The organism is Streptomyces filipinensis (genome assembly GCF_014649495.1).
In the GTDB taxonomy this organism is placed as follows: domain Bacteria; phylum Actinomycetota; class Actinomycetes; order Streptomycetales; family Streptomycetaceae; genus Streptomyces; species Streptomyces filipinensis.
Window position 1 is genome coordinate 130165 of sequence record NZ_BMTD01000016.1, and the last position, 13921, is coordinate 144085.

Annotated in this window: 14 protein-coding genes; 5 read left to right on the forward strand and 9 right to left on the reverse strand. The window is 73.0% G+C overall.

Annotated features, from left to right (window positions below):
- The first annotated feature begins 83 nt into the window (after positions 1-83).
- A complete protein-coding gene (locus IE244_RS30450; RefSeq protein WP_191876773.1) occupies positions 84-3191 on the forward strand; it encodes a glycoside hydrolase family 2 TIM barrel-domain containing protein in 3108 nt (1035 codons plus the stop codon).
- Positions 3192-3218: 27 nt separating this feature from the next.
- Here the strand turns inward: IE244_RS30450 and IE244_RS30455 are convergent, their stop codons facing one another.
- Positions 3219-3728 (reverse strand): methylated-DNA--[protein]-cysteine S-methyltransferase, encoded by a 510-nt coding sequence (locus IE244_RS30455; RefSeq protein WP_191876774.1) that lies wholly within the window; start codon positions 3726-3728, stop codon positions 3219-3221.
- Positions 3729-3904: 176 nt separating this feature from the next.
- Between IE244_RS30455 and IE244_RS30460 the strand changes: the two genes are divergently transcribed.
- The 3 genes from IE244_RS30460 (at position 3905) to IE244_RS30470 (ending at position 6705) form a co-directional block, all read left to right on the forward strand.
- A complete protein-coding gene (locus IE244_RS30460; RefSeq protein WP_191876775.1) occupies positions 3905-4144 on the forward strand; it encodes a hypothetical protein in 240 nt (79 codons plus the stop codon).
- A 3-nt stretch (positions 4145-4147) separates the two neighbouring features.
- On the forward strand, positions 4148-4525 hold the full coding sequence (locus IE244_RS30465; protein ID WP_191876776.1) for a toxin Doc: 378 nt from the start codon (positions 4148-4150) through the stop codon (positions 4523-4525).
- A gap of 455 nt (positions 4526-4980) precedes the next feature.
- Positions 4981-6705 (forward strand): RICIN domain-containing protein, encoded by a 1725-nt coding sequence (locus tag IE244_RS30470; RefSeq protein WP_191876777.1) that lies wholly within the window; start codon positions 4981-4983, stop codon positions 6703-6705.
- A 42-nt stretch (positions 6706-6747) separates the two neighbouring features.
- Here the strand turns inward: IE244_RS30470 and IE244_RS30475 are convergent, their stop codons facing one another.
- The 4 genes from IE244_RS30475 to abmR form a co-directional block, all read right to left on the reverse strand.
- Positions 6748-7443 (reverse strand): alpha/beta fold hydrolase, encoded by a 696-nt coding sequence (locus tag IE244_RS30475; protein WP_191876778.1) that lies wholly within the window; start codon positions 7441-7443, stop codon positions 6748-6750.
- Positions 7444-7563: 120 nt separating this feature from the next.
- Positions 7564-8235, reverse strand: a complete 672-nt coding sequence (locus IE244_RS30480) for a cyclase family protein (protein WP_191876779.1) — start codon at positions 8233-8235, stop codon at positions 7564-7566.
- Complete coding sequence (locus IE244_RS30485; protein WP_191876780.1) at positions 8232-9827, reverse strand: purine-cytosine permease family protein; 1596 nt, start codon at positions 9825-9827, stop codon at positions 8232-8234. The genes IE244_RS30480 and IE244_RS30485 overlap by 4 nt, the downstream gene beginning before the upstream one ends.
- 153 nt (positions 9828-9980) lie before the next feature.
- Positions 9981-10544: an ATP-binding transcription factor AbmR gene (abmR, locus tag IE244_RS30490; protein WP_191876781.1), complete on the reverse strand. Its 564-nt coding sequence runs from the start codon at positions 10542-10544 to the stop codon at positions 9981-9983.
- A gap of 326 nt (positions 10545-10870) precedes the next feature.
- Here abmR and IE244_RS30495 point away from each other — a divergent pair, with 326 nt between their 5' ends.
- Complete coding sequence (locus IE244_RS30495) at positions 10871-11302, forward strand: subtilase-type protease inhibitor (protein ID WP_191876782.1); 432 nt, start codon at positions 10871-10873, stop codon at positions 11300-11302.
- Between the two features lie 200 nt (positions 11303-11502).
- On the opposite strand, the gene IE244_RS30500 is transcribed toward IE244_RS30495, so the two are convergent.
- The 4 genes from IE244_RS30500 to IE244_RS30515 form a co-directional block, all read right to left on the reverse strand.
- Entirely contained in the window at positions 11503-11712 is a 210-nt protein-coding gene (locus IE244_RS30500; RefSeq protein WP_191876783.1) for a CDGSH iron-sulfur domain-containing protein, read from the reverse strand.
- Positions 11693-12322, reverse strand: coding sequence for a HemK2/MTQ2 family protein methyltransferase (locus IE244_RS30505; protein ID WP_191876835.1), 630 nt, complete (start codon positions 12320-12322; stop codon positions 11693-11695). The genes IE244_RS30500 and IE244_RS30505 overlap by 20 nt, the downstream gene beginning before the upstream one ends.
- A gap of 45 nt (positions 12323-12367) precedes the next feature.
- On the reverse strand, positions 12368-13381 hold the full coding sequence (locus IE244_RS30510) for an iron-containing redox enzyme family protein (RefSeq protein WP_191876784.1): 1014 nt from the start codon (positions 13379-13381) through the stop codon (positions 12368-12370).
- A gap of 90 nt (positions 13382-13471) precedes the next feature.
- Complete coding sequence (locus IE244_RS30515; protein WP_191876785.1) at positions 13472-13636, reverse strand: hypothetical protein; 165 nt, start codon at positions 13634-13636, stop codon at positions 13472-13474.
- Between the last annotated feature and the right edge of the window lie 285 nt (positions 13637-13921).

The window sequence follows — 13921 nt, forward strand, 5'->3', positions numbered from 1 at the left end:
GATCGTGTGTGCCAGACCGTCAGAATCTGTTTGTTCGCGATCAGTTGTGAGTACTTCTGGGTCCCAATGAGGGGGAAGCCGCCATGACGGTCACGCGCCGATCGGTTCTGGTCGCCGCCACCGCGACACCCGCGGCCGGAGCGCTGCCGAGCATCCCGGCGGCGCTGTCCGCCGACGCCGTCGGGGCATCCGCCGGCGCGGGCGGGCGCCACACCGTGCCGCTGCGGGACGGCTGGCGCTTCGCCCTGGTCGACCCGGGCGGCGTCACCGACACCACCGGCGCCTACGCGCGCGCCGCCGCTCCGGAGTACGACGACTCCGCCTGGCGCGAGGTGGCCGTCCCGCACGACTGGTCCATCGAACAGACCCCCACGACCGACCACGGCACCACCAGCGGGACCGGCTTCTTCCCGGGCGGCCTCGGCTGGTACCGGCTCGCCTTCACCCTGCCGCCGGCCTGCGCCGGCAAGCGCATCTCGGTCGAGTTCGACGGCGTCTACATGGACGCGTACGTCTACTGCAACGGCACCCGGGCCGGCCGTCACCCGTACGGCTACACCGGCTTCGCCCTCGACCTCACCGACCTCGTGCACACCGACGGCAGCACCTCCAACGTGCTCGCCGTCGAGGTGCGCAACCAACTGCCGAGCAGCCGCTGGTACTCCGGCAGCGGCATCTACCGCGAGGCCCGGCTGGTGATCACCGACCCGGTGCACGTGGCCCGCTGGGGCACCCGTGTCACCACGCCCGAGGCCGGCGCGGAACGGGCCGCGGTCCGGGTGGCGACGACGGTGCTGAACGAGTCCGGCACCGGCACGGACGTCCAGGTCCTGTCCAGGATCACCGGGCCCGACGGCCGCACGGTCGCCCGTGCGTCCAGCACGGTCGCGGTCTCCGACCAGGCCACCGAGACCCATGAACTCACCGTCGACAAGCCCCTGCTGTGGGACTTCACGACCCCGCAGCACCGCTACACCCTGCACACCGAGCTGCGCGTCGCGGGCCGCACCACCGACACCCACCGGACCGGCTTCGGTATCCGCGACTACCGCTTCGACCCCGACGAGGGGTTCTCCCTCAACGGCACCCCCACCAAGATCAAGGGCGTCGACCTCCACCACGACCAGGGCGCGCTCGGCGCCGCGATCAACATCGACGCGGTCCGCAGACAGATGCGGATCATGAAGTCGATGGGCGTCAACGCCTTCCGCACCTCCCACAACCCGCCCTCGCCGCAGATGATCCAGGTGTGCGAGGAACTCGGCATCGTGATGATGGTCGAGGCCTTCGACTGCTGGCGGACCGGCAAGACGACGTACGACTACGGCCGGTTCTTCGACGAGTGGTGCGAGAAGGACGCCACCGAGATGGTGCTGGCCGCGCGGAACTCACCGGCCGTCGTCCTGTGGTCCATAGGCAACGAGATACCCGACTCCACCTCCACCGCCGGGCTCGCCATGGCCGACCGGATCATCGGTGCCGTCAAGGCCGCCGACGACACCCGCCCCGTGGTCATCGGCTCGAACAAGTACCACGGTGTGCCCGCCACCGGCTCCCCGGCCGACCGCATGCTCGCCAAGCTCGACGGCCTCGGCCTGAACTACAACACGGCCGGGTCCGTCGACGCCCTGCACGCGAAGTACCCGCACCTGTTCCTCTTCGAGTCCGAGTCCTCCTCGGAGACCTCCACCCGGGGCACGTACCAGGAACCGGAACACCTCAACACGGGCGAGAACCACACGCCGGGCAGGCGGGAGGTCTCCTCCTACGACAACAACCTCGCCTCCTGGACCATGAGCGGCGAGTACGGGCACAAGAAGGACCGGGACCGGAAGTGGTTCGCGGGACAGTTCCTGTGGTCCGGCATCGACTACATCGGCGAACCGACCCCGTACGACGTCTTCCCGGTCAAGGCGTCCTTCTTCGGCGCCGTCGACACGGCCGGGTTCCCGAAGGACATGTACCACCTGTTCAAGAGCCAGTGGACGGCCGAGCCGATGGTCCATCTGCTGCCGATGAGCTGGAACCACGAGGATCTCGGGGAGGGGGGCACGGTCGAGGTCTGGGCGTACGCCAACGTGCCGACCGTCGAGCTGTTCCTCAACGGGAAGTCCCTCGGCGTCCGCGAGTTCGACGCCAAGAAGACCACCGACGGGCGCGCCTACCTGGAGACCACCGAGGCCACCGGCGACGACAGGACCGTCACCGGCGGCCCCTACCCGGGCAGTTACACCAGTCCCAACGGAAGCGCGGGCAAGCTGCACCTGACCTGGAAGGTGCCGTTCCAGCCGGGGGAGCTGAAGGCCGTGGCCCGGCGGGACGGCGAGGTGGTCGCCACCGACGTGCTGCGCACGGCCGGCCCGGCGCACGCGCTGCGGCTCACCGCCGACCGCACCTCCCTCGCCGCCGACGGCCGTTCGCTGCTCTTCGTCACCGCCGAGGTCGTCGACGCGCACGGGGTGGTGGTGCCCGGCGCCGAGCACCTCATCACCTTCGACGTCGATGGAGGCTCCCTGGCCGGGGTCGACAACGGCCGAGAGGAGAGCGCCGAGCGCTACCAGGCGAGCACCCGCACCGCATTCCACGGCAAGGCCCTCGCCATCGTCCGGTCCGGTACGAAGCCGGGCCCGCTGAAGGTCACCGCGCGGGCCGACGGCCTGCGCACGGGCACGGTCGGCGTGCGCACCACCCCGGCGCGCGAGGCCGCCGCCACCCCCGCGCCCGTCTTCGGGCCCGATCATCCCGCGCCCGCCGACCACCCCTGTGCGGACGCCAGTTACTCGGGGCGCGGGGACACGCTGCCCGCCGCGATGCTGGACGGCGACCCGGCCACCGGCTGGTCCAACGCCTTCGTGAAGCCGGCCACCGCGCTGCTGCCCGCGTTCGACGGGGCCCGCGCCGGGGACTGGGTGTCGGTCGACTTCGGACGCGGCCGGATCTTCGACCGGGTGGAGGCCTCGTTCACGGTGGACGCCACCCACACGCTGCCCGCCACGGCAGAGGTCGCGGTCTGGGACGGCCGTACCCATGTGCCGGTGACGGGCGCCCGGGTGGACTGGGCCACCGCCTCCGACACCCCCACCGTGATCACCTTCGACCCGGTGCGGGGCTCCCGCCTGCGGCTGACACTCACCAGCGCCCACCCGGGTGAGGCCAAGGGGGCGATCCGCATCAGCCGGCTCGACGTCTAGGCGCGGTCGCGGGTGGATCCGGCTCCCTCACACCAGGACCGGCTGCAGCGCGCCCTCGTGCGTGAGCAGCCACCGCTTGCGCTCGACCCCGCCCGCGTACCCGCGCAGCGCACCGTCCGCACCGATCACCCGGTGGCACGGGCGGACGAGCAGCAGGGGGTTGGCGCCCAGGGCCCGGCCCACCGCGCGGAGTTCGGCGCGCGGCACGCCCAGCCGGGCGCCCAGCTCGCCGTACGAGGCCGTCGTGCCGTAGGGGATGTCGTCCAGGGACTTCCACACCGCCCGCTGGAACGGGGTGCCGCCGGTGGTGAGTGGCAGCTCGAACCGGGTGCGACGGCCCGCGAAGTAGGCGTCCAGCTGCCGGTGCGCCTCGGCGAACGGCCCGTCCTCGCGGACCTGCGCGTGGACGCCGGGCGCGCCGCGCTGCCCGGGCATGCCGAGCGAGGTGAGCGTCAGGCCGGACGACGACACCGAGCCGGTCAGCAGCAGGTCGCCCAGCGGGCTCGGATGGACGGTGCTGATGGTGCGTGCAGTCATCGGAGTGCTCCTCGTGTCCCGCTGGGGTCTCTTTCGGTACTGCCGAGTCTGCTGCGCCGGGCGCCCGGTGACCGGCGGGAATCGGACATGGCTCTCGCGCCCCTCGGGTACCGCAGGAAAGTGCGCTTGACCTGCTGATATTTACGCGCAAGTACCCGCGCGGTACGGTGAGGGGCATGCCTGCTCTCAACGTGGAGTTCAGCGAACGGGAACTCGAGGACCTGCGGCAGATCGCCAAGGAGCGCGGTACGTCGATGAAGGCCCTCGTGCGCGAGGCCGCGGCCGCCGACATAGCCCGCCACCGGGCCCTGCAGGAGGGCGCCGAGGCATTCCGGCAGTTCTTCGCCGCCCATGCCGAGGAGTTCGCGGCGGCCTTCCCCGACGATGAACCCGCCGTGAAGGACGAGGCCGCCTGACGCATGCCTTCCGTCATCCATATCGACGTCCCCTGGCTGCTCCAGCGCCACGAGGAGGTCCTGCCCGACCAGCCCGCGGTCGACGACTTCTCCGCGCTCGTCGCCGCCGTCGCCCGGCACCGCGTGGATCCACCGCGGCTCGGCGTGGACTCCGACCCCGCCTGGCGGGCCGCCGCCCTGCTGCACACCCTCGCCATGCTCAAACCCCTGCCCGCGGCCAACGCCCGCTTCGCCTGCGCGACCGCCGTGTCCTACATGTTCGTCAGCGGCGTCGGCATCGACCCGCCCTACGGCGCCCTCGTCGATCTCGCCCGCGATCTGATGTCCGGCAAGGCCGATGTCTACGGTGCGGCGGACCGGCTGCGGTCCTGGCAGATCTGAGCGCCCAGCCCGCCCCGGCCGGCGGGGGAAGCCGCCGGGGCCGCCGGCCGGAGCAGGATGAGCGGGGCCGCCGGCCGAGGGCGGGAGGAACGGGGCCGGCGGCCGGTCTCGCGGGGCCGACCCCAGTGCACTACCGGGTCGCACACCCCGGAAGCGTGCGCGGACCGCCCGGTGCGTGTGCGCGCTTCACACGGGGCGCGTGACCTGACGAAAGGCGATGCGCGCGAGCGGCGAGTCGGCGGCATTCTGACTTTCTTTCAAAACTGCCGATGTTGTGCGGGCGCCCTGTTGTTCGTGTGGAAGTTGTGCAAGGGTTGAAACGCCCGTGCGGGGGGTAAAATCCGGGGTTCTTCCGGCACTTGCGGAACATCACCGGTCGAAAACCGGTCAATTGCCTCTTCCCGCACGCCGCAGAGGTAAGCACCAACGCAGCACGTACCAAAGGAACCCGCTCAGTGCCCACCCCCCACCCGCCTCGTCCTCCTTTTCCGCCGCCCGGCGGCGACCCCGGGGAGTCCGACGAATTGCTCGCCGGTCCGCTGCGGGCCGGCTCCGACGCGGAGGGCTCACGGTCCGCCGCCCTGCTGATGGCCCGGCACTGGCAGCCGGCCCACGACTACGCCGTGGTCTGCCTGGCGCTGTCCGGGCCGCTCGCCCACATGGTCACCGCCACCGCCTTCCACCAGGTCCTCGGCCGGCTCGCGCTCGGCGAACCCGGCGAGGCGCTGCGGCCCCGGCTGCTGGTGGCGGTCCGGGACACGGTCGTCAACTGGTCCGGCACCGACCGGATCACCGTCGCACTGCCCGGACTCGGGAAACCCGCCGGGGGTCGCGGGATGCGCGCCGCGCAGACCCTGATACCGGAAAACCGTGCCCTCTCCGACCGCTCCTTTCACGCTCTTCCCCGGCTTGAGCAGACGCTGTTGTGGCACACCGAGGTCGAGGCCGAGCCGATATCCGTCCCCGCCGGACTGCTGGGCGTGGACATCGAGAGCGCGGCGGCCGCACTGGAGCAGGCGCGGGAGAAATTCCGCGAGGGCCTGGTGCGCGCCCACCGGGAACTCGCGCCCGGCAAGGATTGCCGCTACTACAACCGCCTGCTCGACGCGCCGATCCGCCGGGGCGGGGCCGGCGCCCTGCTGCCCGACGTCCAGGAGCACCTGTCCGCCTGCTCCTACTGCCGGCACGCCGCCGAGCAACTGGGCCACGCGGACGCCGCCCCGGGTGTGCTGCTCGCCGAGGCCGTGCTCGGCTGGGGTGCCCGCCGCTACCTCGACTCCCGTCCCGGCCGCCGGCCCGGTCCCGCCCGCGGCCGCGGTGGTTCCCGGCGCTCCGGCGGACGCCGGCGCGGTGGCGGCGGACCCGGCCTGCTCGCCCGCGCCGCCCTGCCCGGCGCCCGGCGGCGCGGCGACGGCGCGGCCCCGGACAAGGCCCCGGTCTCGCGCGGCCGGCGCCGCGGCGGCGAGCCCGGGCCGCTCGCCCGGGTGGCCGGCCCCGCCTGGTCCTCCAAGGCGCTGCTCACCGGAGTCGGTGTCGCCTCGGCCGGGCTGCTGGCGACCGTCCTCGCGATCAGCGTGTGGCCGGACGGCGCCGACGGCACCGACCCGGTCGCCTCCACCAGCGCCGTCCCCGGCAGCGCCGCCGGCCGCACACCGCCCTCCTCCGGCGCCGCACCGGGCACCGCGGAACTGCCCGCGGCCGGCCGCCCCACCCGGCTGCGCAACGCCGCCGCCGGCCTGTGCCTGGACATCGACGGCACGCCGAAGGCCGGGGCGAGCGCGGTCCTCGCCGTCTGCTCGTCGGCACCCGGCCAGCAGTGGGTCCACGACGCCGACGGACTGCTGCGCAGCGCGGCCGACGCGGGGCTGTGCCTGGACTCGCACGCCGACGCCGGTGTGGTGATCCTCGGCAGCTGCGCCGACGCCGGCTCGAAACGCGGCGACGACGTGCGCTACGACCTCACCGCGCAGGGCGAGTTGCTGCCCCACTGGGACCGGACCCTCGCCCTCGCGACGTCCACCCAGAACGCGGGCGCCGACCTCGTCGTCAAGGTCCGGGACCGCTCCGCCGGCCAGCGCTGGCTGACCGACTCGCCCTCGGCGACCCCCGGCTCCCTCTCCGTCGCCGGCACGGGCGGTCCGTCGGCCCGGCCCGCGCGCCAGCCGGTGAGGAACACCTGAGGCACAGCCGGTGGCGGCCCGCCCGCCACCGGCGACGGCGGCTCAGCGGCGGGCGGCCGCCGCGTCCAGGATGCGGGCGAGCTCCCGGGGCGTGGAGAACATCGGCCAGTGACCGGTCTTCAGCTCGACCAGCTCCCAGCGTCCGCCCCGCAGCGCCTCCGTCACCGCCGGCAGCGGGTCACGGCCGTCCAGGCCGCACTTGACGTAGGTCGCCGGCAGCTCGGCCAGCGGACGCCCCAGCACGGCGGGTTCCGTCAGCGTGGCGGCGGGGTGCGCGGTGCCCTCGGCGATGAGACGGGCGATCTGCTCGTCCGTGAGGTCCTGGTGCGCGTAGGCCGCCGCCGGAAGGAGCGGCCACACTCCCTCCCGTTCGTCGAGAGCGGCACGGATGTGATCGCTGGGGAAGCCGTCGAGGAACGACACCCCGTCCTCCGGCAGGTTGGAGTCGACGAACACCACTCGGCGCAGCCGGTCGCCGATCCGCTCGGCCGCCTGCCCGACCGGCACGCCCGAGTAGCTGTGCCCGACCAGGACGACGTCCCGCAGCTCTCGCCGCTCGACCTCCTCGACGATGTCCTGGACGTGGATCTGCTGCCCCGCGGGCGAGTGCTTCTTCTCGGCCAGCCCGGACAGGGTGAGGGCGTGCACCGTGTGGCCGGCGGCGCGCAGGTCGGCGGCCACCTCGTCCCACGCCCACGCCCCCAGCCAGGCACCCGGCACCAGTATGAAATCGGTCATGGGCGTCAACGTACCGGATGCCTGCCCCAACTCCCGGCAAAGCGTGCGGAGTTGACCATTCCGGCCCGGGCCCGGCGCATGGGCGCCGGGCCGTTCGGCCGGGGGCGGCCCGCGAGGCGCTCAGCCGACCCGGGCCACCGCCCGGACCGGAGCGCCGTCCGCCCCGGGGAGCCTCAGCGGGAAGAGGAACACCTCGACCGTCTCCGCGCCCACCAGGCGCTCGAGGCCGGTGAGGTTCTCGGCGATCACCCCGCCCGCGCCGCACAGCACCCGATGGGCCGGCAGGCCGTGGTCCGCGGGGGGATCGCCGGGCCGGGGCGTGGGGTCCACGCTGAGCGCGTCCACGGCCACGGTGCGGGCGCCGGCCGCCACCACGGCCCCCGCGGCCCCGGGAGTCAGCCACGGGTGGTCGAGGTACGCGTCGGTGCCCCAGTGCGCCGACCAGCCCGTGGCGAGCAGCAGCAGTGCGCCGGGTGCCGCCGCGAGGGCGGCGAGCGCGGGGGACAGCAGGCCTTCGGTGAGGGGCGAGCGGGCGGGCAGCCCCCGCACGTCGGCCACGACCGCGGGTCCCGCGAACCGGCTCAGCGGCAGCTCGTCCAGGCGGGGCCAGGCGTCGTCCACGTGGTAGGGCGCGTCGACGTGCGTGCCGGACTGCGAACCCAGGTGCAGGGCCAGGACGTTGACGCCGTCGGCCGGGGCCCGCAGCGCGGGCGAGACCCTCACCTCCGGGTCACCGGGATACACGGGCATCCCGGTGACCACGGGTACCGACAGGTCGAGCCAGTCGCTCATCGGCCGCCCTCGGCCGCGAGCGCGGGGGAGGCGTCCTCCGCCGGGGCGCCGGGACCGGTGATCGGCGGCACCGCCGTCTCGACCGTACGGGCCAGCCGGGCGCCCTCGGGTCCGTACACCGCCCGGGGCTCGGGGAACAGCCGCAGCAGCGTCAGGAACAGTACGGCGGCCACCGCGAGCGACAGGGGCAGACTGATGTCGACGCCGTTCGCCACGTTCCCCAGCGGGCCGACGAACTGGCCCGGGATGTTCGTGAACAGCACACCGACCACCGCGGCCACCCACCAGGCCGTCATGCCGCGCCAGTTCCAGCCGTGCGTGAACCAGTAACGGCCCCCGCGCTGGCGGCGGTTGAAGACCTGCAGCGCCTCGGGGTCGTACCAGCCGCGCCGGGTGTGGAAGCCGAGCATCATCACGACCATCCACGGCGTGGTGCAGGTGATGATCATCGTGGCGAACGTCGAGATCGACTGCACGAGGTCCAGGCCGAACCGGCCGACGAAGATGAACGCGACGGACAGCACGCCGACCAGCAGCGTCGCCTGGACGCGGGAGAGTCTCGGGAACACCGACGAGAAGTCCAGGCCGGTGCCGTACAGCGAGGTGGTGCCCGTCGACATGCCGCCGATCAGGGCGAGCAGACAGACCGGCAGGAAGAACCAGCTCGGCGAGATCGCCAGCAGCCCGCCCACGAAGTCGGGCGCGGCCGGGTCGACGTACTTCGGCGCCTTCGTCGCGATGATGCTGGCGGTCGCCAGGCCGAAGACGAACGGCAGCAGCGTCGCGATCTGGGAGAGGAACGCGGCGCCGACCACCTTGCGGCGGGGTGTGTCCGCCGGGATGTAGCGCGACCAGTCGCCGAGAAACGCGCCGAACGACACCGGGTTGGACAGTACGATCAGGGCCGCACCTGTGAACGACGGCCAGAAGAGGGACCGGGTCGAGGCGCTGGCCGAGGCGGTGAACACACCGGCGTACGACGGGTCGAAGTCACCGGCGAAGGCGATCGCGCCGAGCAGGAAGAGCACGGTCGCCGAGGTGACGGCGATCTTGTTGACGAACAGCATGAACCGGAAGCCGTAGACGCACACGGCGAGGACCAGCCCGGCGAACAGGGCGTACGCGACGACGTACGACGGTGTGCCGCGCTCCAGGCCGAACAGCCGGTGCGCGCCGCCGACCAGGGCGTCGCCCGAGCTCCACACCGAGATGGAGAAGAACGCGACGGCCGTCAGCAGGGACAGGAACGAGCCGACCACCCGGCCGTGCACACCCAGGTGCGCGGAGGACGCGACCGCGTTGTTGGTGCCGTTGACCGGACCGAACACGGCCATCGGGCACAGGATCAGCGCGCCCGCGACGACACCGAGGACAGTGGCCGCGAGCCCCTGCCAGAAGGAGAGTCCGAACAGGATCGGGAACGCGCCGAGGACGCAGGTGGAGAAGGTGTTGGCGCCGCCGAAGGCGACCCGGAACAGGTCGAGCGGGGTCGCGGTGCGGTCGGCGTCGGGGATGCGCTCGACGCCGTAGGGCTCCACCTCGGTGAGGGACGGCGGCGGCGCGGTGGGCGAGTCGGGGGACTGACGGGTCACGGGGGCTCCAGCGGGGACACGGCGATGGAGCGCTTGGTGGCGCGGCGGTGACGGACGGCCGCCGGTGCCGCGGGGTGTGCGGCGCGGGCGCGGGCCGCCCGGAGGGGTCTGCCGACGGTACGGCGCCGGCGAAGACCCCTGCCAGAGGATGAATCATCCTTCTTCGCCGTCCTCGGTGGAGGAATTGGCCACCTCCTCGACGTCCGGTCCCTGGGCGCGGACCCGTTGGACGTGTTCCAGTGACGCGCGCAGCTCGGTCAGCCAGTCGTCGGTGTGGTGCTGGACCAGGCGCACGCACCAGGCGAGCGCCTCGCTGCGGCTGCGTGCGACACCTCCCGCGATGAGCGTGTCCAGGACCTGCCGTTCCGGCTGGCGCAGCCGGGTCATCACCGGCGCGGCCACATGCGTGAACAGGGCGCGCTCCGCGCCGCACACCACCCCCCAGGAGACCTTCCGGCGGAACAGCTGCTCGGCCTCCCGGGCCACCTCCACCCGGTCCTCGCGGGTGCGTTCCCGGAACTCCTGGATCCGGGCCCGCAGGGCGGCCTCCCGCTCCGTGTCCGAGGCGTCCTTGGCGAGCCGGGGTTCGGGGACGCGCCCGATCACGGTGATCTCCTCGCGGTCGGCGGTCACCTCGACCAGTTCCTCGAACAGATCGTCGGGCAACCGGCCGGCGAACCAGCCCCGCAGCTTCTCTCTCTGCTCTGTCGTAATCATGTAATCAGCATTACGGCGGTCATTTCATGAACACAAGGGGTCACGAAGGGGTTCGCCGAGGGCAGAGCCGGAATGTTTCAGGACGATTAACGACGCGCTGATTTTCAGCCATTCGGAAGGGCGTGCGGCGCGGAACCCGCTCCGTTCCTGGGTCACGGTGTGCGGATTCCGTGACTTCACGCCACTGCTTCAACACGAAAGGTTACCGAAACCCATGCGTTCGATGTGAGTTTCGTGGCCGGACTCGGCAGAGTGGCGCTCGCCGCCCCGGTGCCCGACCGGGTCCGGGCCGGCACCTCGTCTGTTCGAGCGGAAGGATGCACACAATGCGGAACACCGCGCGCTGGGCAGCGGCCATCGGCCTGACGGCCGCCGCCGTTTGCGGACCCCTGACCGGGGCCGCCGTCGCTGCACCGGGCGCCGCCCCGTCGTCGCTCTACGCCCCCTCGGCGCTGGTCCTCACCACGGGCCACGGCAGCGACGCGGCCACGGCCACTCCGGAGCGCGCCGTCACCCTGACATGCGCCCCCACGGCGTCCGGCACCCACCCGGCCGCGTCCCAGGCCTGCGCGGAGCTGCGCGGCGCCGGCGGCGACTTCGGTGCCCTGAAGACCGGCGACGTGTGGTGCACCAAGCTGTACGACCCGGTCGTCGTCACCGTCCAGGGCGTCTGGCAGGGCAAGCGCGTCTCGTACGAGCACACCTTCGGCAACACCTGTATGCGGGACTCCGTCGGCAGCGGCGTCTTCGCCTTCTAGGAGCCGGGATCGCACGTGTCCCCGCACACGCCGGATCAGGTCCGCAACTGGGGAGTGCGGCCCCTGGAGCGGGGAACCTGCGATCTCGTACCGGAACCGACGGGCGGAGTGGGGCCGCCCGCCGGATTCCGGGCACACAGCCGCTCCCCGGGCGGGCCCGTGGGGGGCCTTTCCCGGGGAGCGGCGAAAAACAGGCGGTTTCAGTCGGTGTCCTTGCCCTTGTGCCGGTGACTCGTGTCGCACCAGGGGTAACGGCGACTGCGCCGGCACGTACACAGAGCGACACGGAAACGGTCCGAGGAGACCGTGGTGCCGTCCTCCAGCTCGATCTCCACCGGCCCCTCGACCAGCAGCGGCTCCCCCCGCCGCATGGTGATCCGGCGGCCCCGGTCAGCGGATTCGTTCGGCACGGACGACCACCAGCTCCTCCCTCTCCTCGCCCGGCGCGAGCAGACCGCGCCTGCGCAGCCAGTCCTCCCGGGAGCGCAGTACCGGCCCTAGGGCGATCCACCGGCGCCGGACCACCGCGGCCTTCAGGCCCGCGGCGCGCAGCAGTTCCAGTGTCCGGCAGGGATCGCTGAGCGCGGAGTGCACGGTCAGCAGCACCCCTCCGGGGCGCAGCAGCGCGGGCGCGTCCCGGCAGATGCGGTCCAGCAGCAGCCGCCCGTCCCAGCCCGCGTCCCAGGCCCGGGACCTGCCACGCGGGACGTGACCGGCATCGGGTGCCGGAACGTAGGGCGGGTTCGCGAGGATCAGGTCGTACCTGCGGCCCCGGACGGGCCCGAAGAGGTTGCCCCGCCGGATCCGTACCGGCAGCCGGGCCAGCCACGCGTTCACCCGTACCGTCCACACCGCCAGCCGGGACACGTCCACCGCGGTCACCTCGGCGCCCTGCCGGGCCGCCTCCAGAGCGAGCGCCCCGCTGCCGGTGCCGAGGTCGAGCACATGCGCACCGGCCGGCGGAGCCTCCTCGCGGAGGGCCTCGGCCAGCAGCTCCGTGTCGTCCTGCGGGGCGTACACGCCCGGGAGCACCACAGCGATCACCTCGCACGAGTACCCCGATATTCACGGCGTACGGGTCATGTGTGGCTCAAGGGGCGTGCGCAGTGAGGAGCGCCCGGCGCGCCAGTCGGTGAGCAGCCGACGGGCCAGACGGTCCTCCAGGTACTCGGTGGCGTCGATCCCGAAGGCCACGTCCGCCGCGAGTTCCGGCTCCTCGGCGAGCAGTCCGCCGATCACGTCATGGCGTACGACCTGTTCGTGGACCGCGTCCGCCTCGACATGCTCGTCGTAGAAGAACTCCGCGGCGGCTCCGGCGCCGGTGCGGCGCATCGCCTCGGCGAGCCGGCGGGAACCCGGTGACGAGGTGATCTCCACCTCGGCGAAGTGACCCACCAGCGCGGCGCGCAGCTCGCGGTGCAGGCCGAACAGGGACATCAGGTTGACGACGGCCAGCATCTCCGCGCGGGCCGCGTCCAGATAGTGGCCGTAGGTGGTCTCCAGGCCCAGGTCCGCCATCAGCGCGGCGAACAGACGCGCGTGCACCCGGTCGGCCCGGCCGCCGCCGAACTCGTCGAACTCGACCGCCGCCATCGCCGCCTTGGCCCGGCCCCACAGCCGGGGCAGCACCCAGGCGTGCGGGTCGGCCTCCTTCAGGTGGTACAGGGAGCGCTGGGCGGCGTACTCGCGCAGGTGCCACCACTCGCCCTCCGCGCACAGGAAATGGGTGACGCCCGTGCCCTCGGCCGGTTCGACCAGGAGCGCGGCGAGCGCGTCGTCGAGGCTGTCGTGGCCCGGCGTGTCCGCACGCAGCGCGGACAGGAAACGCCGCTCCAGCGCGGCGCGGACCCGCAGCAACCCGGGGTCCCACTCATACCGCGGGCCGACGCCGGCGAAGCCCCGGTAGTGCAGCTCGTAGCAGAGGTACAGGGCGAGTTGTGCGTCGTCGCCGTAGGGATCCGCCGCCTCTGCCTCGGCGGGGCGGGGGAGGGGGCCCGTGCCGCGCAGGTACGCGGCGACCGCGGCGGACAGCGGGCCTCGGGGCGGGGGCAGCCGGGGTCCTCGTGGCTGGCTGTTCATGGGGCTCGGGTACCCCCACCTCCGGAAGACACCGGGGCGCGCGCCCGTGGGCGCGGAGGCACCTGGGCGAGGCCCGCCGAGCCGGTCGGCTCAGTCCCCGTCCGCCTGCTCCTGCGCTCCGGTGTTCGGTGTGATGGCATCCCCGGCCTCGCCCGGGGTCTTGGCCTCGTCGCGCTTCTCGGCCTCCTCGACCTCCCGGAGCACCTCCTCCAGGGCCGACTCGGGCCGGTCCTCGTGCTCGTTGCCACCGGGCATGACGTCTCCTCCCGTCGTCGCCGACGTCTTGATCCATCACGGGTTACCCGCCCGTGCCGTCTCAAGCGTCCCGCCGGGGGTGCGCCCGGGCCACCTGTCCGGTACCGCCCGCCGGTGGCGCCCGTGGCCGGAGCCACCGGCGCGGCCTTCCCGCCTCCTCGTACCGGGAGGCGGAGGTCCGGGTCGGCACGCAGGCACCGGCGGTAGGGCCGAAGAGCACCGGCCGTGCGGCGGCAGGCCCCGGCCGGTGAGTGCGGCGACGGCCGCGACGGGGACCGCATGACC

What these genes read in the sequence shown, in the direction of transcription:
- IE244_RS30450 (WP_191876773.1), top strand. Translation starts at nt 84, where the DNA reads ATGACGGTCACGCGCCGATCGGTTCTGGTCGCCGCCACCGCGACACCC.
- IE244_RS30460 (WP_191876775.1), top strand. Translation starts at nt 3,905, where the DNA reads ATGCCTGCTCTCAACGTGGAGTTCAGCGAACGGGAACTCGAGGACCTG.
- IE244_RS30465 (WP_191876776.1), top strand. Translation starts at nt 4,148, where the DNA reads ATGCCTTCCGTCATCCATATCGACGTCCCCTGGCTGCTCCAGCGCCAC.
- IE244_RS30480 (WP_191876779.1), bottom strand. Translation starts at nt 8,235, where the DNA reads ATGAGCGACTGGCTCGACCTGTCGGTACCCGTGGTCACCGGGATGCCC.
- IE244_RS30515 (WP_191876785.1), bottom strand. Translation starts at nt 13,636, where the DNA reads ATGCCCGGTGGCAACGAGCACGAGGACCGGCCCGAGTCGGCCCTGGAG.
- IE244_RS30475 (WP_191876778.1), bottom strand. Translation starts at nt 7,443, where the DNA reads ATGACCGATTTCATACTGGTGCCGGGTGCCTGGCTGGGGGCGTGGGCG.
- abmR (WP_191876781.1), bottom strand. Translation starts at nt 10,544, where the DNA reads ATGATTACGACAGAGCAGAGAGAGAAGCTGCGGGGCTGGTTCGCCGGC.
- IE244_RS30495 (WP_191876782.1), top strand. Translation starts at nt 10,871, where the DNA reads ATGCGGAACACCGCGCGCTGGGCAGCGGCCATCGGCCTGACGGCCGCC.
- IE244_RS30510 (WP_191876784.1), bottom strand. Translation starts at nt 13,381, where the DNA reads ATGAACAGCCAGCCACGAGGACCCCGGCTGCCCCCGCCCCGAGGCCCG.
- IE244_RS30455 (WP_191876774.1), bottom strand. Translation starts at nt 3,728, where the DNA reads ATGACTGCACGCACCATCAGCACCGTCCATCCGAGCCCGCTGGGCGAC.